The sequence below is a fragment of the Pseudarthrobacter sp. R1 genome (assembly GCF_024494415.1).
GTDB lineage: Bacteria > Actinomycetota > Actinomycetes > Actinomycetales > Micrococcaceae > Arthrobacter.
The window spans coordinates 81236-101527 of sequence record NZ_JAMKFI010000008.1; the positions used below are offsets into that span (position 1 = coordinate 81236).

The 20292-nt window shown below is 59.8% G+C and carries 19 protein-coding genes and 1 pseudogene; 14 read left to right on the forward strand and 6 right to left on the reverse strand.

Annotated features, from left to right (window positions below; translation table 11 throughout):
• Positions 1-22: 22 nt before the first annotated feature.
• Positions 23-826 (reverse strand): SIR2 family protein, encoded by an 804-nt coding sequence (locus M8J71_RS11050; RefSeq protein WP_256247963.1) that lies wholly within the window; start codon positions 824-826, stop codon positions 23-25.
• A 744-nt stretch (positions 827-1570) separates the two neighbouring features.
• Here M8J71_RS11050 and M8J71_RS11055 point away from each other — a divergent pair.
• From M8J71_RS11055 to M8J71_RS11080, 6 genes are all read left to right on the forward strand, one after another.
• Positions 1571-2059: a TIR domain-containing protein gene (locus M8J71_RS11055; protein WP_256247964.1), complete on the forward strand. Its 489-nt coding sequence runs from the start codon at positions 1571-1573 to the stop codon at positions 2057-2059.
• The gene (locus M8J71_RS11060; RefSeq protein WP_256247965.1) at positions 2037-2486 is read left to right on the forward strand and encodes an HIT family protein; all 450 of its coding nucleotides are present in this window, start codon (positions 2037-2039) and stop codon (positions 2484-2486) included. Before M8J71_RS11055 ends, M8J71_RS11060 begins: the two co-directional genes overlap by 23 nt.
• The gene (locus M8J71_RS11065; protein ID WP_256247966.1) at positions 2483-2968 is read left to right on the forward strand and encodes a hypothetical protein; all 486 of its coding nucleotides are present in this window, start codon (positions 2483-2485) and stop codon (positions 2966-2968) included. The genes M8J71_RS11060 and M8J71_RS11065 overlap by 4 nt, the downstream gene beginning before the upstream one ends.
• A 422-nt stretch (positions 2969-3390) precedes the next feature.
• Complete coding sequence (gene galE, locus M8J71_RS11070; RefSeq protein WP_256247967.1) at positions 3391-4422, forward strand: UDP-glucose 4-epimerase GalE; 1032 nt, start codon at positions 3391-3393, stop codon at positions 4420-4422.
• 473 nt (positions 4423-4895) lie between these two features.
• The gene (locus tag M8J71_RS11075; RefSeq protein ID WP_256247968.1) at positions 4896-5774 is read left to right on the forward strand and encodes an ATP-grasp domain-containing protein; all 879 of its coding nucleotides are present in this window, start codon (positions 4896-4898) and stop codon (positions 5772-5774) included.
• Positions 5771-6979, forward strand: a complete 1209-nt coding sequence (locus M8J71_RS11080; RefSeq protein WP_256247969.1) for a DegT/DnrJ/EryC1/StrS family aminotransferase — start codon at positions 5771-5773, stop codon at positions 6977-6979. The genes M8J71_RS11075 and M8J71_RS11080 overlap by 4 nt, the downstream gene beginning before the upstream one ends.
• Positions 6980-7296: 317 nt before the next feature.
• On the opposite strand, the gene M8J71_RS11085 is transcribed toward M8J71_RS11080, so the two are convergent.
• Positions 7297-8625: a glycosyltransferase family 4 protein gene (locus M8J71_RS11085; RefSeq protein WP_256248972.1), complete on the reverse strand. Its 1329-nt coding sequence runs from the start codon at positions 8623-8625 to the stop codon at positions 7297-7299.
• A gap of 19 nt (positions 8626-8644) precedes the next feature.
• Positions 8645-9490 (reverse strand): hypothetical protein, encoded by an 846-nt coding sequence (locus M8J71_RS11090; RefSeq protein ID WP_256247970.1) that lies wholly within the window; start codon positions 9488-9490, stop codon positions 8645-8647.
• 544 nt (positions 9491-10034) lie between these two features.
• Between M8J71_RS11090 and M8J71_RS11095 the strand changes: the two genes are divergently transcribed.
• The 5 genes from M8J71_RS11095 to M8J71_RS11115 all read left to right on the forward strand — a co-directional run bounded on the left by M8J71_RS11095 (position 10035) and on the right by M8J71_RS11115 (position 14836).
• Complete coding sequence (locus tag M8J71_RS11095) at positions 10035-11042, forward strand: Gfo/Idh/MocA family protein (RefSeq protein WP_256247971.1); 1008 nt, start codon at positions 10035-10037, stop codon at positions 11040-11042.
• 200 nt (positions 11043-11242) lie between these two features.
• Positions 11243-11653, forward strand: coding sequence for a hypothetical protein (locus tag M8J71_RS11100; RefSeq protein WP_256247972.1), 411 nt, complete (start codon positions 11243-11245; stop codon positions 11651-11653).
• Positions 11654-11891: 238 nt separating this feature from the next.
• Complete coding sequence (locus tag M8J71_RS11105) at positions 11892-13016, forward strand: tyrosine-type recombinase/integrase (RefSeq protein ID WP_256247973.1); 1125 nt, start codon at positions 11892-11894, stop codon at positions 13014-13016.
• A complete protein-coding gene (locus M8J71_RS11110) occupies positions 13009-13362 on the forward strand; it encodes a helix-turn-helix domain-containing protein (RefSeq protein ID WP_256247974.1) in 354 nt (117 codons plus the stop codon). The genes M8J71_RS11105 and M8J71_RS11110 overlap by 8 nt, the downstream gene beginning before the upstream one ends.
• Positions 13355-14836, forward strand: a complete 1482-nt coding sequence (locus M8J71_RS11115; RefSeq protein WP_256247975.1) for a Fis family transcriptional regulator — start codon at positions 13355-13357, stop codon at positions 14834-14836. The genes M8J71_RS11110 and M8J71_RS11115 overlap by 8 nt, the downstream gene beginning before the upstream one ends.
• A 54-nt stretch (positions 14837-14890) precedes the next feature.
• Here the strand turns inward: M8J71_RS11115 and M8J71_RS11120 are convergent, their stop codons facing one another.
• The 3 genes from M8J71_RS11120 to M8J71_RS11130 form a co-directional block, all read right to left on the reverse strand.
• Positions 14891-15169: a hypothetical protein gene (locus M8J71_RS11120; RefSeq protein ID WP_256247976.1), complete on the reverse strand. Its 279-nt coding sequence runs from the start codon at positions 15167-15169 to the stop codon at positions 14891-14893.
• Positions 15170-15785: 616 nt separating this feature from the next.
• Positions 15786-16847 (reverse strand): Gfo/Idh/MocA family protein, encoded by a 1062-nt coding sequence (locus M8J71_RS11125; RefSeq protein ID WP_256247977.1) that lies wholly within the window; start codon positions 16845-16847, stop codon positions 15786-15788.
• 414 nt (positions 16848-17261) lie between these two features.
• The gene (locus M8J71_RS11130; protein ID WP_256247978.1) at positions 17262-17723 is read right to left on the reverse strand and encodes a heme-binding protein; all 462 of its coding nucleotides are present in this window, start codon (positions 17721-17723) and stop codon (positions 17262-17264) included.
• On the opposite strand from M8J71_RS11130, the gene M8J71_RS11135 reads away from it, so the two are divergent.
• From M8J71_RS11135 to M8J71_RS11145, 3 genes and pseudogenes are all read left to right on the forward strand, one after another.
• Positions 17713-18576, forward strand: coding sequence for a TetR/AcrR family transcriptional regulator (locus M8J71_RS11135; protein WP_374114837.1), 864 nt, complete (start codon positions 17713-17715; stop codon positions 18574-18576). The two genes, M8J71_RS11130 and M8J71_RS11135, sit on opposite strands and share 11 nt — an antisense overlap.
• A pseudogene (locus M8J71_RS11140) lies at positions 18573-19049 on the forward strand (MFS transporter); the annotation flags it as partial. The gene M8J71_RS11135 and the pseudogene M8J71_RS11140, both read left to right, overlap by 4 nt.
• A gap of 35 nt (positions 19050-19084) precedes the next feature.
• Positions 19085-20182: an alkaline phosphatase gene (locus M8J71_RS11145; protein WP_256247979.1), complete on the forward strand. Its 1098-nt coding sequence runs from the start codon at positions 19085-19087 to the stop codon at positions 20180-20182.
• The last annotated feature ends 110 nt before the right edge of the window (positions 20183-20292 follow it).

The following is a 20292-nucleotide window of genomic DNA, read 5'->3' on the forward strand; positions in this document are numbered from 1 at the left end:
CTCAAAACTGGACTGGACATGATCACTGGATTCCTGGCTCTCGCCCCACGCGATTAAACGGACTTGCTATGAGCCATTGGTACCGTTCCAGCCTGACACGTAGGGCATCGCCCCAATAGGCCATAGAAGCAGTCAGTGCCAAGCACACTTTGCTTGCCTCCTCGACACGTTCCAGCATTGCCACGTACCCGTCTGGCGCGTCTTGCTGATAACTCTGGAGGTTGAATTCCGGGATGAGGCGGAGCCGTTCGAATTCAGCACCGAGCCTGTCATGTAGGCCTATTGCCACCCAACGCCCTGACAACTCCCTCTTTACCGTTTCTGCGACAACTCCAACGGTGAGCGGATGGCGAGAACGCCTGCTCTCAAAGGCCGTGAGGGCATCGATGAGGAGACCGAATGCGGCATCTGCGGTTGTGGGTACGAGGATTCCTTTCATGAGGTTTCGAAACTCTGTCGCCTCCTGGCTGGGGGTACCTGGCTCAATCCATGACAGCGTGTACCTCGCTGGATAATTCGTTTTTATGGCTTCCATGAGAGCTGGGTCATATGTTCCCGACCAGCCAGCGATGATCAACCCGTAGTCGGTCAGTACCCTCTGCAGCAGAGCCATCATCTGCGGCTCATAGGAATCAAGTTCAGTGCGCGTGTTTAGCATGGATGCGGGATTCAAGTAGTCACCATGGAGATGGATGACACAGCATTGCAGAGTGTGCAGGGGAGCAAGGCCAGCGACATCAGCCGCTGTTGTCACGATGGTCGGTTCGATCCCTTCGGCACGGATTGCTTGCTCTAGAAGCCGGTCGAAGTTGAGGGTTACGATCATTCGGATTGCTCCCATTTTTACCAGTCGAGCTATTGCCCGATGTGCAAGGGTTGGGCGGCGTTCTTCGCTCCTGGATTCCGGGTCTGCTGGTTCAAAAAATTCGCGAAGAAGTCGTTGGCGTTCCCACGGGGACGGGGCGAGTTTTTCCAGCAGCGTTTCGTACCGCGCTGGGGTACCAAATCGATCGTGGTACCACTGCGCATGATCATCGGGCTCCGGTTCGCCTACCTGGTGGGCGACGCGGGAAATTAGGTCGGTAACAACTCCCCAAGCGGTGAGTATTCCGCTGGGTGCTGATACGCCAGCCCCGATTAAAAGGGCGTAGGCGCCAGGATTTGCTCGCAGTGAAAATGCCAGAGTCAGGAGCGCATCCTCATGAGGTGCAGGGCTCGGAATCATGCCTAGTACCTTATCTGCGGTCCTGATCTACAGACTGTATGTCCCTATGTCGCGTGGCGGCGATTCAAATGCGTGGGCCTATGGCACCCAACATTAGGCAGCATGCCGGGCCTACCAGAGACCTTCGGGACAGTCTGGATGAAACCGCGAGGACCAACGTCCGAAAGGCGAACTGTGGGGGATCAACGGATGTATCTAGGGCGCGTCCTGCCAGCGTGTCGGATGGCCATACTACGGTTGCTGATAGGACGTTTTCCTCACCCTGAACCGTAGCCAGAGTGACCGGAGTGTCCGGCAGATGTTCAGTCACCGCTGCGGAATCAGAACCAGCTCTAGGAGGAGCATATGGCTAGGTCAGTGTTCTACAGCTTTCACTACGACAAGGATCATTGGCGGGTGCAGCAGGTCATGAAAATGGGGGCCCTGGAAGGACAAGCGATTCTCAATTCCCAGGAATGGGAATCCGTCAAGCGGCAAGGTGACGCAGCGATCAAGAAGTGGATCCACGATCAGATGGCTTATAAGTCGGCTGTAGTTGTGCTTGTCGGCGCTGAGACGGCAGACCGCCCATGGGTCCGCCATGAGATCGCGTACGCATGGGACAACCGGAAGCCTCTTGTCGGAGTTCGCATCCACGGACTTGCCAACAACAAGGGCTGCACGGCCTCTCAGGGCGCCAACCCGTTTTCCAAAGTGAGCCTGAAGGGCGGCGGCACCGTCGGCGACTATGTTCCGCTGTATACCCCTTCGGGTCATAACAGCCAGGCTGTTTACGCTGACATTCAAAGCAAGATGACCACCTGGGTGGACAGTGCTTACAAGCGCCGCGGCTGATTGCCCGTTTTGCCAGATCATTCATTTAGATGATCCGGACGTTAGGGAGGTTTACCGCGACGATCAGGTTGTGGCGTTCTTTCCGTTGGAACCCGCAACCCTTGGGCACACGCTGGTGGTACCACGACAACATGTCCCGGATATTTGGTCACTTGATGAAGAAACGGCCTCCCGGCTCGCACGGGTTACGGTCCGGTTGGCGAATGTGATGCGACGATCCCTTCAGCCGGAAGGGTTGAATGTAATTCAGTCCAATGGCAAGGTCGCGACGCAGACAGTTCTACACCTCCACGTTCACTTAGTGCCGAGATGGACTGGCGATGCAGTCGGGCGCATTTGGCCCCCGGAGACGAATTACTCGGACAATCAAAAGGATGCTGCTTGGGAGAAGCTCCGGGCAGCATGCAGAGAAGGAATGGCCCGGTGAGCGAAGCAACCAGCACACCAATTTCGCCCGATGACCGGCGCAAGCACTTGGATTTTATTCAGGCCACCATCACACGGATGTCGGCAGCGTCAACTACAACGAAGAGCTGGATGCTGCCCGTGGTCAGCGCAACTTATGGCTACGCGCTGGTTCAAAAGGCGACATCAGTGGCCGTACTTGGAATTGCCGCCGTAGTCCTCTTCGCCTACTTGGATGCGAACTATTTACGCCAGGAAAAGCGGTTTCGCCGTCTATATAAGGCTGTCGCTCAAGGCAGCGATGAGATCGCTGTCTTCTCGCTCAACCCGGACGATGTAACACCTCATCAGAATGACAAGTCGAACGAGGAGTGGGCCACGTGGATGCCACGTTGGATCAATCGGCTCTTGCCCGGTCCCGCTGTATGGGCATCATGGTCAGTCGGCCCTTTCTACCTCGCCTTATGTGCGGCAGGAACTGTTGTTGCGATCCGAACGGGCTAACCCAATTCACCGTGTTTGACCGCCGCGACATAGTGCATGAATGGGCTCTCTGTCAGGTTGATATCTGAGAGTGTCACTCAGGTCGGACAGGAAAAACGCTTCTGGACCCTATTCTTACGACGTGGAGGCCATCCTGACGTCAGGCTGGAGTGTGCTCCACCTGCACGGCAAAGGGAGATGCAGGATGCCTAAGCGCAGGGTCCTGCCGGATCCCCGCTGAAGCAGACGCCGGCGACCCTCAAGCCGCATCGCATCATTTTGCCCAAGGCCCCAAGCGTTAGATCGCGTCTGTCAAGAATCCATAGATCATGATCGTGATTGCGTGACCGCGGATGGGCGCTCAGCTGTTGCAGAGCATATCTTCCGTGCGAATATTCGAAGAGGCGTTCCACGGCACCATCTGAAACTTGATAAGGAGGCCCATGCGTATCCTCGTAACGGGTGGCGCTGGCTACATTGGCTCGCACACTGTCCTGATGCTCCTTGAGGCGAACCATGACGTCACCGTGGTGGACTACCTCTCGAACTCAAGCGAGGAGGCGGTCCGGCGCGTGGGTCAGCTGGCGGGACGTGAAGCTGCCTTCGTGCGGGCCGACATCACCGACGAGAAGGCACTCGATGACATCTTCGAGGCGCACTACCCTGATGCGGTTATCCACCTCGCCAGCCTCAAAGCGGTCCACGAGTCTGTTAGCACCCCGCTCGACTACTATTTCAACAACGTGGCGGGCACCATTGCGCTCCTGCGTTCAATGGAGCGGCATGCTGTGCGCACGATTGTTTTCTCCTCTTCGGCAACCGTCTACGGCGATCACAATCCCAAGCCATTCACCGAGACAATGACAATCGGCGCGATGAACCCCTACGGTCGCACCAAGGAGCAGGTCGAGAACATCCTGAGCGACCTCGGGTCCTCCGACGAGCGCTGGCGAATTGCGATCCTGCGCTACTTCAACCCTGCAGGTGCCCACCCTTCCGGTCGAATTGGTGAGGATCCGCAGGGCACACCGAACAACCTCCTGCCGTCCATCGCCCAAGTAGCCGTGGGCCGCCGCGAGACGTTCATGGTCTTCGGCGGGGACTACGATACACGCGACGGTACCTGTCTGCGAGACTACCTGCACGTAGTTGATGTGGCGGAGGGCCACGCTGCTGCCCTGCGCTACCTCGAGAGGAACCCTGGAGTGTACCGCTGGAACCTCGGCTCCGGTGAGGGGACGTCCGTCCTCGAGATCCTTCACGCCTTCGAGGCTGCCGTCGGCACCCCGATCCCATTCGTGATAACGTCCCGCCGAGCAGGAGACCTCCCCGCAATCTGGGCCGACCCGTCAGCGGCGTTGACCGATCTCGGCTGGTGCGCCACAAAGACATTGGCGCAGATGTGTGAGGACCACTGGCGCTGGCAAAAGAACAATCCGCTGGGTTACACCGTGGCGCACCAAAATCATATATAGGTGACCTTGGGGCCTCTCGCATCATCCCGTGGCAGCACAGTGATGGACAACCTGGGAAGGGGCTCGGCGCGTGGTCGTGTCTTGCCCTCAGACCCTGTAGACGCACGGAGACTTGGGAACCCTTCTGCCGGTCCGAGGACCACATGCCCTGAAAGGATCGACGCGACTAGCACAAACCTTTACTTGTTAGCAAATGTTTCCGTGTGTTTTGAGTCTTGCCCAGTGTAGAGCCCTGTCAGGGGACGGTGCTGGCCTCGAGAGACTGGCGTGGCTGCCCATATTTGTTAGCTCGAAACGTCTCGTGGGCGAGATGCGCGCCTGTTGCTGGTTAGACCCTATTACCAACTTATGAGCCGATATGAGTGGCGCGGTGGTCACCTTTCTCAGAGCCGCCAGATGCACCGGCGGTAATCGCTAACGAGTCCCCACCTTTAAAGATGGGCTCCAAGTGGCGGGATTGTTATGGTTCCTTTGTGGAAGCAAAGATAAGAATGCTCGTGGTTGCACGCTGGGTGCCTGAGGATTCCAGCTGGGACGATTTGGGTCTCGTTGAGCTGATGCGATCTCGCGGCTACGAGGTCGATCTAGAACCCGCTTCCTCGTTTGGGAAGCCGTCAAGAATTGTTCCGTTGCTGTCCCGTGACTACGCGGTAGTGGTGTGCCGGTTCTCGAGTGATCCCCTAGCGACGCATGCCGCCCGTCGTATGGCTGCAGCTGGGGTGCCCATCGTGGGGGGGAACAATCCCATCACGCCAGGCGACGACCAAGAAGTCACTCTGGCACTCCTAGACCAGGCAGGGATCCCTGTGCCCAACTGGTCATCCGTACGCCGCGTCGACGACGTGCCCGCCGCATTGCAGCATCTCGGTCTGCCCGTTGTCACGAAGGACCCCTTAACCATGGGCGGCTCGGGCGTCCGCCTGGCCAGAAGTGCCGAGGCGGTGCATCGACACTTAGCGGAGACTCCGGCTGGACGTCTGATAGTGCAACAATTCCACCACGAATGTGCGGGACGTGACCTCCGACTATTCCTGGTTGACGACAGGGTCGTCGGGACCATCGAACGTCGGGCGACGCGGGAGGGAGAATTCCGGGCTAACCTCTACCTTGGAGGACAGGCCTCTCCCCGAACTGCAACCCAATATCAGGCGCAGATTGCGGTCGACGCCTCAAAGGTCCTCGGGCTCGATGTGAGCGGAGTCGACATTATCCGCACGCAACACGGGGACAAAATTGTCGAAGTCAACCATAACCCTGGAGGAATCGGCATTCCCATGGCTGCATCGGCCATACTCGATTTGGCTATGCGGAAAGCGAAATCAAAGTTACGGCTGATGGAAGGACCGGCATGAATCTACCCGCCATTCTTGGAGGGCGACCCGTGGCAGCGGGCCGCTCTTGGGGTCCGCCCTGGCCGGTGCACAGCACCAGGGAACGCCAACTCTTGGCAGAAGTCCTTAGTGCTCCAACATGGGGCGCAACTGGAATGGGGCCGAAGATCGCTCAGCTAAATCGTTCATGGGCGGCATACTGCGGCACTGCCCGCAGTGTCGCATTGGCCAACGGAACCGTCACGATGGAACTGGCCCTGCGCGCTTACGGGGTCGGCCCAGGGGAGGAAGTCGTTGTACCTGCGTGGACTTTCGCTGCCACCGCAATTGCCGTCAGTCGGGTCGGCGCAATCCCCGTCTTCGTGGATATCGACCCTGACACACTCTGCATTGATCCTGCGGCCCTGGCAGCAGTTATCGGCCCAAGGACGCGCGCTGTTATCCCGGTGCACTTCGGAGGACACCCCGCCGACATGCACGCCATTCTCGACCTAGCCCGCGAGCACCAGCTCAAAGTAATCGAGGACGCGGCCCAGGCTCACGGAGCAATCTTAACGGGGCGCTTGGTAGGTTCATTCGGCGACGCGGGTTCCTTCAGCTTTCAGCAGTCGAAGAACCTGCAGTGTGGTGAAGGAGGAAGTCTAGTCACCGACGATGAGGAATTAGCTGACAGGCTACACTTCAGCTTGAGCAAATTTGGGCGTGGACTTCGGGAACGCTACCAGCCGTTCACCCACCATGAACTCGCTGGAAATGAGTGCATGACGGAGTTCCAGGCAGCGGTGCTGCTGGCCCAGCTCGAACGGTTAGACGATCAGCTAGGTGCCCGTGAACGCTCGGCAAACTACCTCAGGAAAGAGCTAACCGGCACCGCGGAGCTGCAGCCTTTGCCTGTTGAGGCTTCTGTCGACCGGCACGGCAACCACCTTTTTCTGCTGCGCCTTCGTGACGGATCTCCAGCGCTGCTCCAACGGGTCGTGGAAGCGCTTCAGGCCGAGGGCGTGCCAGCCTTCAGTCTCTATCCGCGTCCCCTCTTCGAGGAGCCTATCTGGGCAGCCGGGGGGGCGCATGCTCGAGTGGTAACCGATTGTCCCGAAACTTACCGCGCCTCCCGCGAGATCGTCGCGCTGCCCCAGACACTACTTCTAGGTAATCGCGAGGACTGCGACCTCGTGATCGAAGCGTTCATCAAGGTGGCACGGTATCTTGATGTGCTGGCCAAGTGATAGCCGGGGGTCTGGGTCGGGCAAACTGGTCCCGAATGGATGCGGTCGCGCTGGATTCCGCCGTTGATGGTGCTCCATCCTTGGGAGCACCCATCCCTGCTTTTTTCGCCTGCACTACCTCGTTTTTTCGCCCCCCAGAGCGGAGAGTTCTCGCATTTGTAACGACCACCAGGACTACCGTAAGTTACGTCACTTGACGTACACCGCGTATCGATCGGTGTGCCAATCAAAAAGGTCACCTTAGGCTACGACCCGCAATTTCTCACGCACACCGCCTTCTCCGTCGCCGACCCCTAGGTTTCCGCCGTTAGGCACTGTTAGTAGGTAGGCACGAGCCAGCCAGCGCGCACGAGGGGTTTTAGCAGGGAGCGGAAATCGTCACTAGCGTGAAAAGCGTCATGCCCATAGGACTCCCACACATGGCGTAGCTTAGGGTCCGGGATCATCCGGCGCTCGTATTCGTCGTATAACACTTCCTTCTGTACGGACACCCAACTGGGAATCTTTAGCCTGGTCGGCTGCTGCCGACCAGGGGCCAAAGCCGGCAGCACTTCCGCGTTCTCTATCAGATCAGCGAAGGCGTCGAGCATCACCGGCATGGCATGACGCTCTCTAAGAGCGCGGTCAATGGCGGGCCAGTCCCGAGGCTGCCGGCCCTCCATCTCATCGATGATCCGTTGCACGAGGCTGGACAGCTCGCCAATAGGGGTGACGGCGACACCAGGGAGTTCGGGATAACAGCCAACCGCGAAGGCGTGCACAGGAGTGTGACAGGCAAGCGATTCTAGAGCCGTGTTGCTGCACGCCTCGACGATGGTACCTATACACAAGGTCACGTGGGACGCCGCATAGTGACCCGGCATCTCATCTGGAGCCGCCCAGTCGGAGATATTGACGTGGCCGGATAAACCAACACTCTCGATACTTCGATGGAGATCTCGATAAAACGACGCAACTTCTGGCCGAGTCGCCGCGTCCACACCACGAAATAGTTGTAAGCGTGTCCCCGAATATCCGAGCTCAACCAACCGACTGGTCACCTTTAGCGCATCTTCAAAGCCCTTCTCGGCCTCAGGACGATGCGGGAACAAGAGTGTCGGGCCGGCACTGGAGGAACGAACTATTCGATCGACAGAGAGGTCTACTCCGTTAGGAATCACGTGCACCCGCTCGGCCAGGCCCGGCAATAGACCGCCCATTGTGTCCGTAAAAGCTTGCTTTATGTACTGCGATGGTGCAACCAGCACGTCGCGGCGAAATGCAGTGGATCCTAACAGCGCATGCATGTAGGTGTAGTCACGCAACGACCAAATTAAGGGTACATCGTCGGGTAGCAGGTCGGGGAAGGGGAAGTGCGAGTCGAAAATTATAGTTCGCTGCGACCTTGATGCGTGCTCACGGACCAGAGTGACGATTCGGGCCATCGACGCCGGCTTAACATACCAGGTATCGACCCATGAGTCCCGGAACGGCAGCGCCGGAATAATTCGCACACCCTCCTCGGTCATATACTCCTTGTCGTTATCGGCAGCACGCGCGCAGAGAATGGTCACTTGGTGACCTCTTCCAGCGAGATGACTGCTAATTGCCAAAAGGTGTTTGCTTGAGCCCCCATGAATGACGCGCGGCCGGATCGACTGCAGCATCACGAAGAGTATCCTCAATTCAGACCCTTGGGCTGTCAGCCGCATAGTCGAGAGCCGCCCTAAACTCGTCATTGCTCCTGAGTACAGCTTCTAGAAAGCCCGGTTCGTAGCCCTCCGAGCGGCTGGCCGCTACGATGGCGCGAAGGTCCTTGGGCAAGCACTTTCCGGCGAAACCTGGAGCATCGGTAAATGCAGCAGTATGCATCGGCTCGATTCTCGGATCTAGAAGCCAACCCTCCCGCACCGTATGCCAGTCGGCCCCGAACGCCTCACTAATGCGGCGGAATTCGTTCACAAATGTGATTTTGGTTGCGAAATAGGCGTTCTCGGCATATTTGATGATTTCAGCTTCACGCGACGTGCACTGAAAATATTTTTTCGTTGGGCCAAGAACCGTAACCAGCACGTCCACAAACCATTCCCGTGACTTAGATTCGCCGCCCAGGATAACGAAGGGAACCTCGGCGATACTGGTTGGAAAATAGGGGTTATGATAACGGCTCTCACCAATGTACTCCGGCCAGAAGCAGATTTCTTTGCCAGTTTCAGCGGCCAAACGCTCCGTAGTTCCAGGCGGGACAGTCGATTTGAGCAGCACTCGGTGGACCGGCACTCTGGACACTGCATCCTCGACGGCGACGACATGAGCGGCACCGCCGGGTCCCTCGGGGGTGTCAACGCTCACGACCGCGAAATCGCAGGTAGCTAGCTCCTCGATGGGATAGGCCGCCTGGCTCTTAATGTCCCATTCCACCACCTCAGCAACCGGCGCGAAGAGGTCGCGGACCGACGCGCCGACGTAACCCAAACCAATGATGCCCACCTTCATATTCACCTCTGGATCCATGTCAATAACGATGAGCAAACAGTCTCACGCTCGCGGCTACAGATCTACCATTGCGTCCAACGACACGGCTACCTGCACAGCGTGTAAGCGCAGGACTGCCATCGAGGCAGGCACGGTATACCGCCGCTTAAGTGTTGGGTGGAGGCCGGTGATCTTTAGGGCCGATCTAGACTAGCGACAGCATCAGTTTGTGACGGGACCACCGTGCCCGGGAGCATTCACGGCTCTCTCGGTAAACTGACGCAAACACAGGAGGAGACCCCTTGACTGAAACTACTGCAGCAGTGAGACCTCTTTCCGGATTCCCCGAGGACATACCGATGCAGGTCCCGACCAGCACGAAGTTGTGCAGTCGGAATGAAGTGTGTCTAGTCGTAATGAAGTGTGTGCAGTCGCAAGCATATTGCTCCGCCATAGCGGCCGTGAAGGCTGCCAGCGACGCCTTACTGGAGTCGCAACTGGCCAGCCGGCATGAACTGGGAGGCTTCTCAGTCCCCATTGCCTCGGGTGTCGCATCCCGCGGCTGCGGCGGGCCGACCGCCGAGAGCCGAGGGCAGCTGTCATGACCACCGCCGCAGTCATCGGTTGTGGTGACGTTTCTTCCGTCCACTTTGCGACTCTTTCAAAGCTCGAGGACGTAGAGCTGGTGGGCGTATGCGACACCCACCAGGGACGGCTGGCTAGCGCCGTTGCCACGTATGGAGTCCCCGGTTTCCGCAGTCACCTAACCCTGCTGGAGGATTTGCGCCCTGACGTCGTCCACATCACAACGCCGCATAATCAGCATTCTTCCCTGGCAGTAGATCTTCTGGAGCAAGGGGTCAACGTCATCGTCGAGAAGCCTTTGGCCCATACAACCGCTGAGGGGCGCCGAATGGTGGAGGCGGCTCTGAGGAGCACCGCCACGATCGCAGTGTGTTTCCAGAACCGGTACAACGCGACCTCGCAAGCAATGCACAAGTTGGTTTCGGGCGGTGAGCTCGGGGCCATTATCGGCGCCTCGGCCACCATCATGTGGCAGCGGACCGCCGAGTACTATCTCAGCCGCCCCTGGCGAGGCAGCTGGGAGGGCGGCGGGGGAGGGTTCATGATGAATCAAGCCATCCACACGGTGGACCTGCTCCAATGGTTGCTGGGAGACGTCGTTTCCGTCAGCGGCCGCGCCTCCACGCGGTTGCTCGGCGGGATCATCGAGGTAGAAGACACGGCCGAGTTTGTCGCGGAGCATGCTAATGGTGCCAGAAGTGCCTTTTACGGCACCCTGGCCAACGCTTTCGATGCCCCGGTCACCTTGGACATAGTCACTGAACGGGCAACGCTAAGCTTGCGCGGTGATCTCACGGTTACATATACCGATGGCCGGGTGGACACAGTGCCTGAGCGCGTCCTCGAATCCGGGGGTCGGGCATATTGGGGCGCGTCCCATGAACTACTCATTGCTGATTTCTATGCCCATCTGGGCGAGTCCGAACCGTTCTGGATTGGCCCGAAAGAGGCTGAAAAGTCATTGAGGATCGTCAAGGATATCTACCGGCAGAGTTACCCAGATATGATCGCGATCGTGGCTTAAGCAACTTTTATCAGTGCTTGATTACAGACCAACGCTGAGTGAGCCGCAGCCGACTCAAGTGCCCCGCTTTGTCCATGGCGGGGAAACGATGTGCATCGCATGGACCGGCTGGCCACTAATCAACAGCCTGCCAGCCCGGAGAAGAGTCCAGATGGCTGACATGTCAGTTCGCCGCAACTGGTGCCAATAGCATTTTAGGCATGACCAGACAGACGAAAGATCAGCAAGTGAAGCAGGTAGTTGAGGGGCTGGCTTTGGGCGTGTTGGCCCGCGGCGTAGTGCGCTTGCCAGGCGGGAAGGTTGACCTGGAATTAGCATTCAACCGTGCGTGGCGTTCATGGTCACGTTCCGGCAGCTTCCCGACCATCCGTGGAATCAGTGCCGGTAATCAGATCTGGCTGGGCATGGGCAAGTCCGAACGGCGGACAGGTGTCCGCGCAGGATGGGCGAACCATAGCGAGCCGTATCTTTTGGAGGGCTTCGATCAATGGGGCGCAGAGGAGTGCCTCGACCTTTTTGCCGACGATCTGGCTTCGGCGCAGGACTGGGTCACCTTGGGAGACTTGTTTGTTGAGGCACTGAAACCTGAACACACGCGCGTCGGAGAATGATGCATCGGCTGAGATACGCCGGATTCACTTTACATAACCTACATTATCGGCGTTTAACCCACGGGAGTAGAAGTAGCTGCGAATACTCCCGCGCATAGACGAACCGGACGTCTTCGCAGGTCAGAAGCGCTTTGCATGCTTGGGAGTCTTCGCCCTGGACATTTGGATTTGCCGCGTTGAGCCTTGATGCCATAGGTTTCCTGCATCTAATGCATGTTTCCATGGTTTAGGGGTTGCAGTGAGTGGTGCCGTTCCGGGTTTCGTCCCGCGAATGCTGGTGGATCCGGATGTCGGGCTTTTCAGGGCCGATGAGCGAGCTTTCACTGCGATGCTGGACGGCTGGCGGGCGCAGATGCTTGCTCGTGGGCTCACAACAGACACCATCAAGAAGCGCTGCCAGCTGCTGGAGCGGTTCCAAAGGTTCACGGGTGAGTTCCCGTGGCAGTGGCGTCCGGCGGACGTTGAGGATTTCCTGGCTGACCTTCGGTCCGGTGAGAAGCCGATCAGCCTGAAGACGCTGCGCTCGTACAGCAACGCCGTGGCGATGTTCTGCTCCTACCTGACGCATCCTGGCTATGGCTGGGGCGAATTCTGCGAAAGCACTTTCGGCGATATTCCGAGCCAGATCTGCTTCGAATGGAACACGCCACGGCACACGACCGATGACGCCGTTCCGGCGCAGAAGCGATCGTTCACCAAGGCGGAACTGCAGCGGCTGTTCGATCACATCGACGATCTCATTGACCGTGAGTACGCGGCCGGCACCAAGCGCTGGCTGCCCCTGTTCCGCGATTCCGTGGCTTTCAAGGTTTGCTATGCCTACGGGCTTCGCCGGCGGGAAATGACCATGCTGGATCTGGAAGACTTCGGTCCAAATCCCCACGTCTCCGACTATGGGCGCTTCGGTGCCCTCCAGGTCCGTTTCGCCAAAGGTACTGCAGGCTCCGGTCCCAGACGGCGCACTGTCCTCACGGTTCCGGAGTTCGACTGGGTGGTGGACCAGCTGAAGACCTGGACGTCCGGCGGGATGCGGCAGCGGTTCGCGACGGCTGATCGGTCATCGGCTCTTTGGCCAAGCGAGCGGGGCGCCCGGATGTCGCTTGGTTCTTTCGGGGATGCCTTCGCAGCTGCACGGGACGCCGTTGGACTGCCCAAGGAACTGGGGCTGCACTGCCTTCGGCATTCCTATGTAACCCACCTGATCGAAGCAGGCTACGACCCGGCGTTCGTGCAGACCCAGGTCGGCCACTCGTACGCCTCGACCACCGGCCTCTACACATCGGTATCGTCGGACTTCAAGCAGAAAACCGTGCAGCAGATGATCGCACGCCGCATCACGAACTTGGAGGACCCAGATGCCTGAACAGCGCCGGATCGGCTACCGCTGGAACTTGCGTTCCCTCATGGCCAAACGCAACCTCTGGAAGACCACAGAACTGATGCCTCTTCTGAAGTCCCGCGGCATCCACCTCTCCGAAAGCCAGGTCTACCGGCTGGTCACGGCGACACCGGAACGTATCCCGGCCAGGACGTTCGCGGCGCTCTGCGACATCCTGGACTGCACACCAAACGACCTGTTTGAGCCATTCGTTGAGATGCGCGCCGCGGCAACAGCTAACGCCCCGCAGCGCAGCGAAGACCTCGGAATCCAACCAGGTAACCCGATAGCCAAGCGCATCCGCCTCATCACGCCCGAGGACGGTGAGTAGGCCGCGCAAAGCAGAGGACCCGATCCGCTGGCCGGTCCCCTGCGCCCGCTGCGGCCAGCACCACCAAACCGTCGCACGATGGCCCGACGGCGGAGTCTGCGGCTACTGCTACCAGCAGGCCAAACGCACCCGGGGCACCTGCGCCTGCGGCCACGAAGGCGTCCTGCCCGGAATGGTCGATGACCAACCTGCCTGCCGTCGGTGCTCGGGCGTCCGGCTCAACATCGACTGCGTGAGCTGCGGAGCCGAGGACGAACTGCACAGCCGCGGCCGCTGCTGGACGTGCGTTCTGGGCAACGTCGTAGACGACTTGCTTACCGATCCGGCTACGGGATCCATGGCCAACGAGCTCGTCCCGCTGGCAGCCGCGCTGAAGTCAATGAAGCGGGCCAACAGCGGCATGACCTGGATCCGCCAAAAGCACGTCACGGCATTCCTTCGGAACCTGGCAGTCGCACCCACAATCACTCATGAAACCTTCGACCAACTGCCGGACTCACGCACCCGCGAATACGTCCGTGGCCTGCTCACGGAATATGGCGTGCTCCCCCGACGCGACGAACTTCGAAGGCGCTACGAGAACTGGGCTGCGGAAGCCATTGAACGGACAACCGACCCCCAAAACCGTGAGCTCATCCGCCGCTACGTTCGCTGGCACCATCAACGCCGGATGAACCAGATGGACGAGGTCACGCGCGGAACCTTCCTCCGCGCCAAGCAGCAAGTGACGGTCGCAATTGAACTTCTCAACTGGCTGACCGACCACGGAATCAGCCTGCGGGACCTAACGCAGGCACATCTAGACGTATGGCAGGCCGGAGGACCCACCACCCGGCGCATCGCCGAGCGCTTCCTGAAATGGGCCATCAAGACCAAAGCCGCTCCGGCAGGGCTGGCCATCGTCCCGCACCGCCGCGGCACCAGCCCCAAGCTCGCCAAGTCAGGGCAGGATGAAGCACTCAACCGCGTGGTTCACACCCACGGACTTGACGCACGAGACCGCGCCGCCGCCATCCTCATCCTCGTCTTCGGACAACAGGCTGAAAACATAGCGCGGCTTACCTGGGACGACGTGACGGTCACCGACGAACTCGTCACAGTCCAGCTCGGGACAATCGACATCGCCCTACCGGATCCCTTGGACAAACCTTGGCGGGAACTCGCTGCGAACCCCGGTCATAACTTAACCGCCTCGCACCCCAACACCAATTGGGTATTCCGCGGAACCTCACCAGGCCGGCACATCCACCCCGGACATCTCACAACCCGTCTCGGCAGGATATTCAGCACCCGGGCCGCACGGCTGGGAACCCTCCATGAGCTCACCAAGCTCGCCCCAGTGGCCATCATCGCCGAAACCCTCGGCTACTCCCCTACAACCATCGAACGCCACGCCACCGACTCAGCCGCCGCCTACGCCCAGTACGTAGCAGCAGTTAGCGATTCAGTCCTGCACGCAGAGCGGGGCAACTAGGACTATCTGGACGCGGTTGCGTTCGAGGAGCAACTCCCTCGACGTTATCGGGGCCTAAAGCCGCCTGCCCCGACGATCCCAGTTCTGGCGACGGGCCTCTTCCTCGTCCCAGAAATGTCCCTCGTGGTGGCGCACGTAGAACAGATAGCCAGCGAAGGCTGCGCAGATTATCAGCATTGCCAGCATGAGGTAACGAAAGGCGTCCCAGGCTTCATTCCACCGGAATGCAATTTGCACGATTGCGTTTAGGGCCATGAAGGACACCATGACCAGCTGCCAGCGAAATCCGCCCCGCGTCATACGCGGCTCAAGGCGCTTGCGACCCTCAGACATATCCGGAGCCTACAACCGGAGGAGCTTTCTGTCATGAACTCACACCGGCACCACGAAGCAGGATGAGTCCGTCCCGCGGCGCGAGAATGACGGAGGGCAACTCCCGTCCCATGAATACCCGTGCATGCCAGTTGGAAATGGGCGGGGGAGTGCTTGGAAAGGGGATGTTTCCGGCCGATACGTCGTGGCGTTTTTCCTGGGCTCCTTGAGTCAGATCGGTGGAGGGCTATGGCTTTCGGGGTGCTACAGGTTAGAACCTAAAAAGGTAACAATCCGATCGGCATTGATGGTGGCCCGGGCTGGCATCATTCACCAATGCCCCGTACACCGACGGCATCCCCGAGCCAAGTGGACTCGTCCCCACGCACAGGTGGGTAACCTCTCGACCGACGCCAGGCAACATCGTTTTCTTCATAATGGCCTCCCAATATATCGTTCACAAACATAGTCACGGGGATTGAACAGTTTCTCCATGTAGACCAGACACTCTTGGATTTGACGGCTACGTCGGGCCCTTCTGGCGCATGCGCTGCATGCTCAGGGAATACCACGTCCTTGGCCCCGCAAAGGCCCGAGTTGCAGGGTTGCGGCGATGTCTGCGCGGCGCTGACGCTGGTTAAACATTGTTCCCTACGCCTTGCGGATCGGAATGGGCAGGCTGGAGGACCTGGCGCCGTATCTCCTCTACCGTCTCCATGGTGGTGATGATCTCGGTATGGGTATGCATCGGAGACTCGCGCAGGTTCTGGCCAACGTATGTGGCGAAAGCGGTCGCCTGGTGGGCCATCCCGTCGTACAGGTCGGCAACTTCGTCGCGCCACTCTGCTGTTTCCGCCACGCCGAACTGACCGAGGGTCATTCGGATGGCGCTGGGGCCGAAGAACGGTGCGAGAACCTCGAGCCTCCCGGACGAACCGTACAACGCGGCCTCCGGGGAAACATCAGCCTGGAGCGATGCCGAGAGGAGCGCCTGCGCACCCCCCGCTGCCTCCAGTCGGATGGCTGCGCTGGCATCGACCCCGCTTGAGGAGACGGTTCCTCCCGCGGAGATGGTGATGGGGTCACCTATGATCGACGAGCTGAAGGACACGGGGTAGACGCCGACATCGAGCATTGCGCCCCCTCCTAGCGCCGGATCCCACAGGCGGTGACCGGGGATCTCGGGCATGTAGAACCCGAAGCTTGAGCGCACCAGCGAGATCTCGCCGAGCACTCCGCTGTCGAGAACCTGGCGGATCACGTCGGACTGCGGCAGATAGCGAGTCCACATCGCCTCGGTCGCGAGCACATCGGCTCGCCGCGCGGCCGCGAGTATTTCTCGTGCCTCGGATGCCGACAACGCGATGGGCTTCTCGATCAGGACGTGCTTGCCCGCAGCGATGGCGGAGAGCGCGACCTCCCGATGCGAGCTGTGCGGCGTTGCGATGTAAACGACGTCGATCTTTGGGTCTAAAACGAGAGCGTCCACACTCTCGTAGACACACGGGATGCCGTACTGGGACGCGAACTTCGCAGTTTTGTTGCGGTCTCGCGCTACGACGGCGATCGCACGCTGAGACGTGTGCGCGTGCAGAGCACCGACGAACTTGCCGGCGATCCCGGTGCCGACCACACCCCATCCAAGGCGAGGAGCGGAGTGCGGGTCGAGCATTCGGGGAGCGGGGATGTTTGCAGGCATGTGAGTCCTCTGCAGAGTCGCTCCTGCGCGACCGAGACGTCGCCCCGAGTCAAAGTTGGCAGTTCGCGTGTCGGCGTTCGTCGGCGATGCGGATGGAAGCGGTCGTACGGCCAGCCGCACGAGGAAACCTGTCGGCTAGGGCGAGGGTCGGCTAGTAACTTGGACACAATCCGCGCACCGGCCGGTAGGCCCTGCCCTATGAGCTGCCGATGTCTTATTGCGCATTCCCGAAGGGCCTGGGCGCCGCTCCACGAACAAGGAGCACGGGGGTGCGAAGTGCTGCGCGGCTAGAGAAGGAGCCGCGAGCATAACTTGACCATACGGGGACTGCTGAGTTCGAACGTCGCGCCGCCGGCCATGTGTCGAGGAACTCCTGTCCGTCTCAGCGATTGCGACCGGGCTTCGCCTGTGCACTCACGCGGCCTTGAGGGTTCGGATCCCCTCGACGATCAAGGCGTGATCCTCTGCCGAGCTAGCCCCCGAGACGGTCACCACGGCAACGACGCCGGCACCGGTGACTTTGATCGGCACGGCACCGCCGGCGAGCACATAGCGAGCCGGATCCAGCCAGCCCGTAGATCCCTCTGGCAAGCCGAAAGAAGCCATGCGTTCAGTGACGAGTGCAGACGATTCCTCGAACCGGAAAGCTAGGGCGCTCTTACGGTCGATCCAGTCCTCAAGATCGGCGGTCAAGCCGGGAAAAGAGGCACGGAACAGCACCGCACCTGACGCGCGGCGGATGTCGATCGCGACGCGGAGGCCGGCCTGCAGGGCGCCCTCCCGAATCGAGGTCCCAAGTTCCCAAGCGTCGCTATGGTCGAACTTGGCGAGTTCGAGCTCCGAGGCCTGGCTCTCAAGTTCAGCGATGTCGGTCATTATCCCTCCTCGAAAGGCAGCAGACCGTTGCCTTTTAGTATTTCACCAGCTTACCAGTGGCTATGGTTTACGCAATCCCTGGGTGGAAATCATGGAGAATCTTGTCTTCGCTCCACCGAATAGCGCCCAGGATTCCATTCGCCGCTTGCACCCTAGTCATAATAGTGCAAAAATACACTATATGTGTTTGGGTGCAGATCGACCACCAAGTCTTAGAGAGCGCAAGCGTGCGGCGACGCGAAGCAACATCACCGCAGTTGCCCGCGCTTTGACTGCTGAGCGGGGCCTTAACGGCTATACCGTGGAGGAAGTGTGCGAGGCGGCTGGCATCTCGCGTCGGACCTTTTTCAACTACTTCCCCACAAAGGAAGACGCGATCATCGGCCACGTTGAAGATGAGGTTTCTAACGTCCACGTCGAGGAATTCGTAGCCCGCGGTGCGGGCTTCTCGGCCGGTGAGATTTCCCCGACCCTTTTCCGCGACCTGGTCCAGCTTTCGCTGCGCCTGGCCGAGGAAGTAACCGCATCGGAAGAAGACACCCGTCAACTCATAGACGTGCTCAAGAAGGAACCTCAGCTCATACTCAAAATCATCGGCGTCACTGAGCAGCGCGAGACGCAGTTCGCCCACGACGTTGCTCGCCGTGAAGGGGTGACTCCTGATCACCCCGTGGTCCAGATGGCCGTGGTGCTGCTCAGCGCCATTACCCGCAAGAGCAGCATTACCTACTTCTCGGACGGCAACACGCGAAGCTACCCGGACCTCCTCTTGGAGAATATTTCCGCCGCCAGCCTGCTCTTCTCCCAGCCATTCGAAATTTTGGAAACTCCAGCCGTAGAAGGACACCCATGAGTACAACCAGCAAGCCACCGGCCGGCCCGCTCCTGCTGACGCAGAAACGCATCTGGATCATCTTTTCGGCGCTGATCGCCGGGATGCTGCTGTCCAGCCTGGACCAGACCATCGTTTCCACGGCCATGCCCACTATCGTGGGCAAACTGGGCGGCGTGGAACACCAGGCCTGGATCACCACCGCCTACCTTCTGGCCACCACCATCGTGATGCCCATCTATGGCAAGTTCGGCGACGTCCTTGGCCGGCGGAACCTGTTCCTGATAGCTATCGCGCTGTTTACGCTGGCCTCGGTGGGCTGCGCCCTTGCCGCCGATTTCTGGGGCTTCGTGATCTTCCGGGCCATCCAGGGCCTGGGCGGCGGCGGCCTGATGATCCTCTCGCAGGCGATCATTGCCGACATCGTGCCGGCCAAGGACCGCGGCAAGTACATGGGGCCGCTGGGCGCCATCTTCGGCCTTTCCGCCGTGGCAACGCTGCCCTCGGGGTGGATGCCAAAGGCGCCGTGGTGCCAACCTTGATGGAGTTGGCCAGGCAGGCCGGCTACGGCACCGGCAGTGTCTCGACTTCTGAAGTTACCGACGCATCCCCGGCCGGGCAAATTAGCCACGTCCTGTCCCGCGACTGCCAGGGACCCGACTACTCCGCCGAGGCCTGCCAGGATACAGAGATCACCGGCAAACCGTTGCCTACCAGTGACGTGCGGGTGACGCCGATCGCAGACCAGATCGCCCGCAATGGCACCGCGGACATCATTTTGGGCGGGGGCTTGCGCCGTTTTGACGCCTCGGATGAAGCCGAGCTGAAGGAGCAGGGCTATTCGATATTGGGGTCGGTATCCAACCAGGTCCCCGCCACCCGCGCCGACCTGAACGGAGCCGCGGGGGAGAAGGTCTTTGGCTTGTTCAACAAAGGGAACCTGACTGTTGAGAAAGCTAAGCAGGACAACCCCGAAGATCCCGGGGCGAAGGAGCCCTCCCTGTCGGAGATGACAAAGAAAGCCATCGAGCTTCTGGACCAGAAAACCAGCGGCAAGGGTTTTTACCTGCAGGTTGAAGGCGCCTTGATCGACAAACGCTCTCACGACAACGACGCGGCCCAGACACTGGGGGAAGTCAAGGCATTCGACGACGCCGTCGCCGCAGCCCTGGACTTCGCCAAGGAGGACGGCAATACCCTGGTTATAGTTACCGCAGACCATGAAACCAGGGGTTTCAACATCATCGAAAAGGGCACCTTCACCAATGCCGAAACAGCCGGCCCTCCCGCCAACGCCGACTCGGGCGACACCGCCAGTAACTCCACACCGACCCTGGCCGACGGAAACTCCAGTGACCCGGACCGCTCAGCCGGTGCCGGCAACGGTGCAGGAGCAACGGACCCGAAAAACTTTGGTCCCGCCACCTTCCGGACTCCGAGCGATCCGGCCGGGGTTGAGGACGGTTCCAAGGAAGCTAGCCTCTGGCTGACCTACGCCTCTGGCAACCACTCCAGTGCCGACGTGCCCGTTTACGCCTACGGCCCAGGTTCGGAACAGCTGCAGGGCAGCGTGGACAACACCGACCTGTTCGACATCGTAGGTAACGCCCTGCGCGTCCTGCGCTGACCCTTGCCGCAAATCAGAACTGCAAAACTGCCACGCCGCGGTGCATGCGGGGCGTGCACGGGTAGCCAACGGCCTGTCCCCATTCGTGTAGGTAACATCCTGTCCGCTTC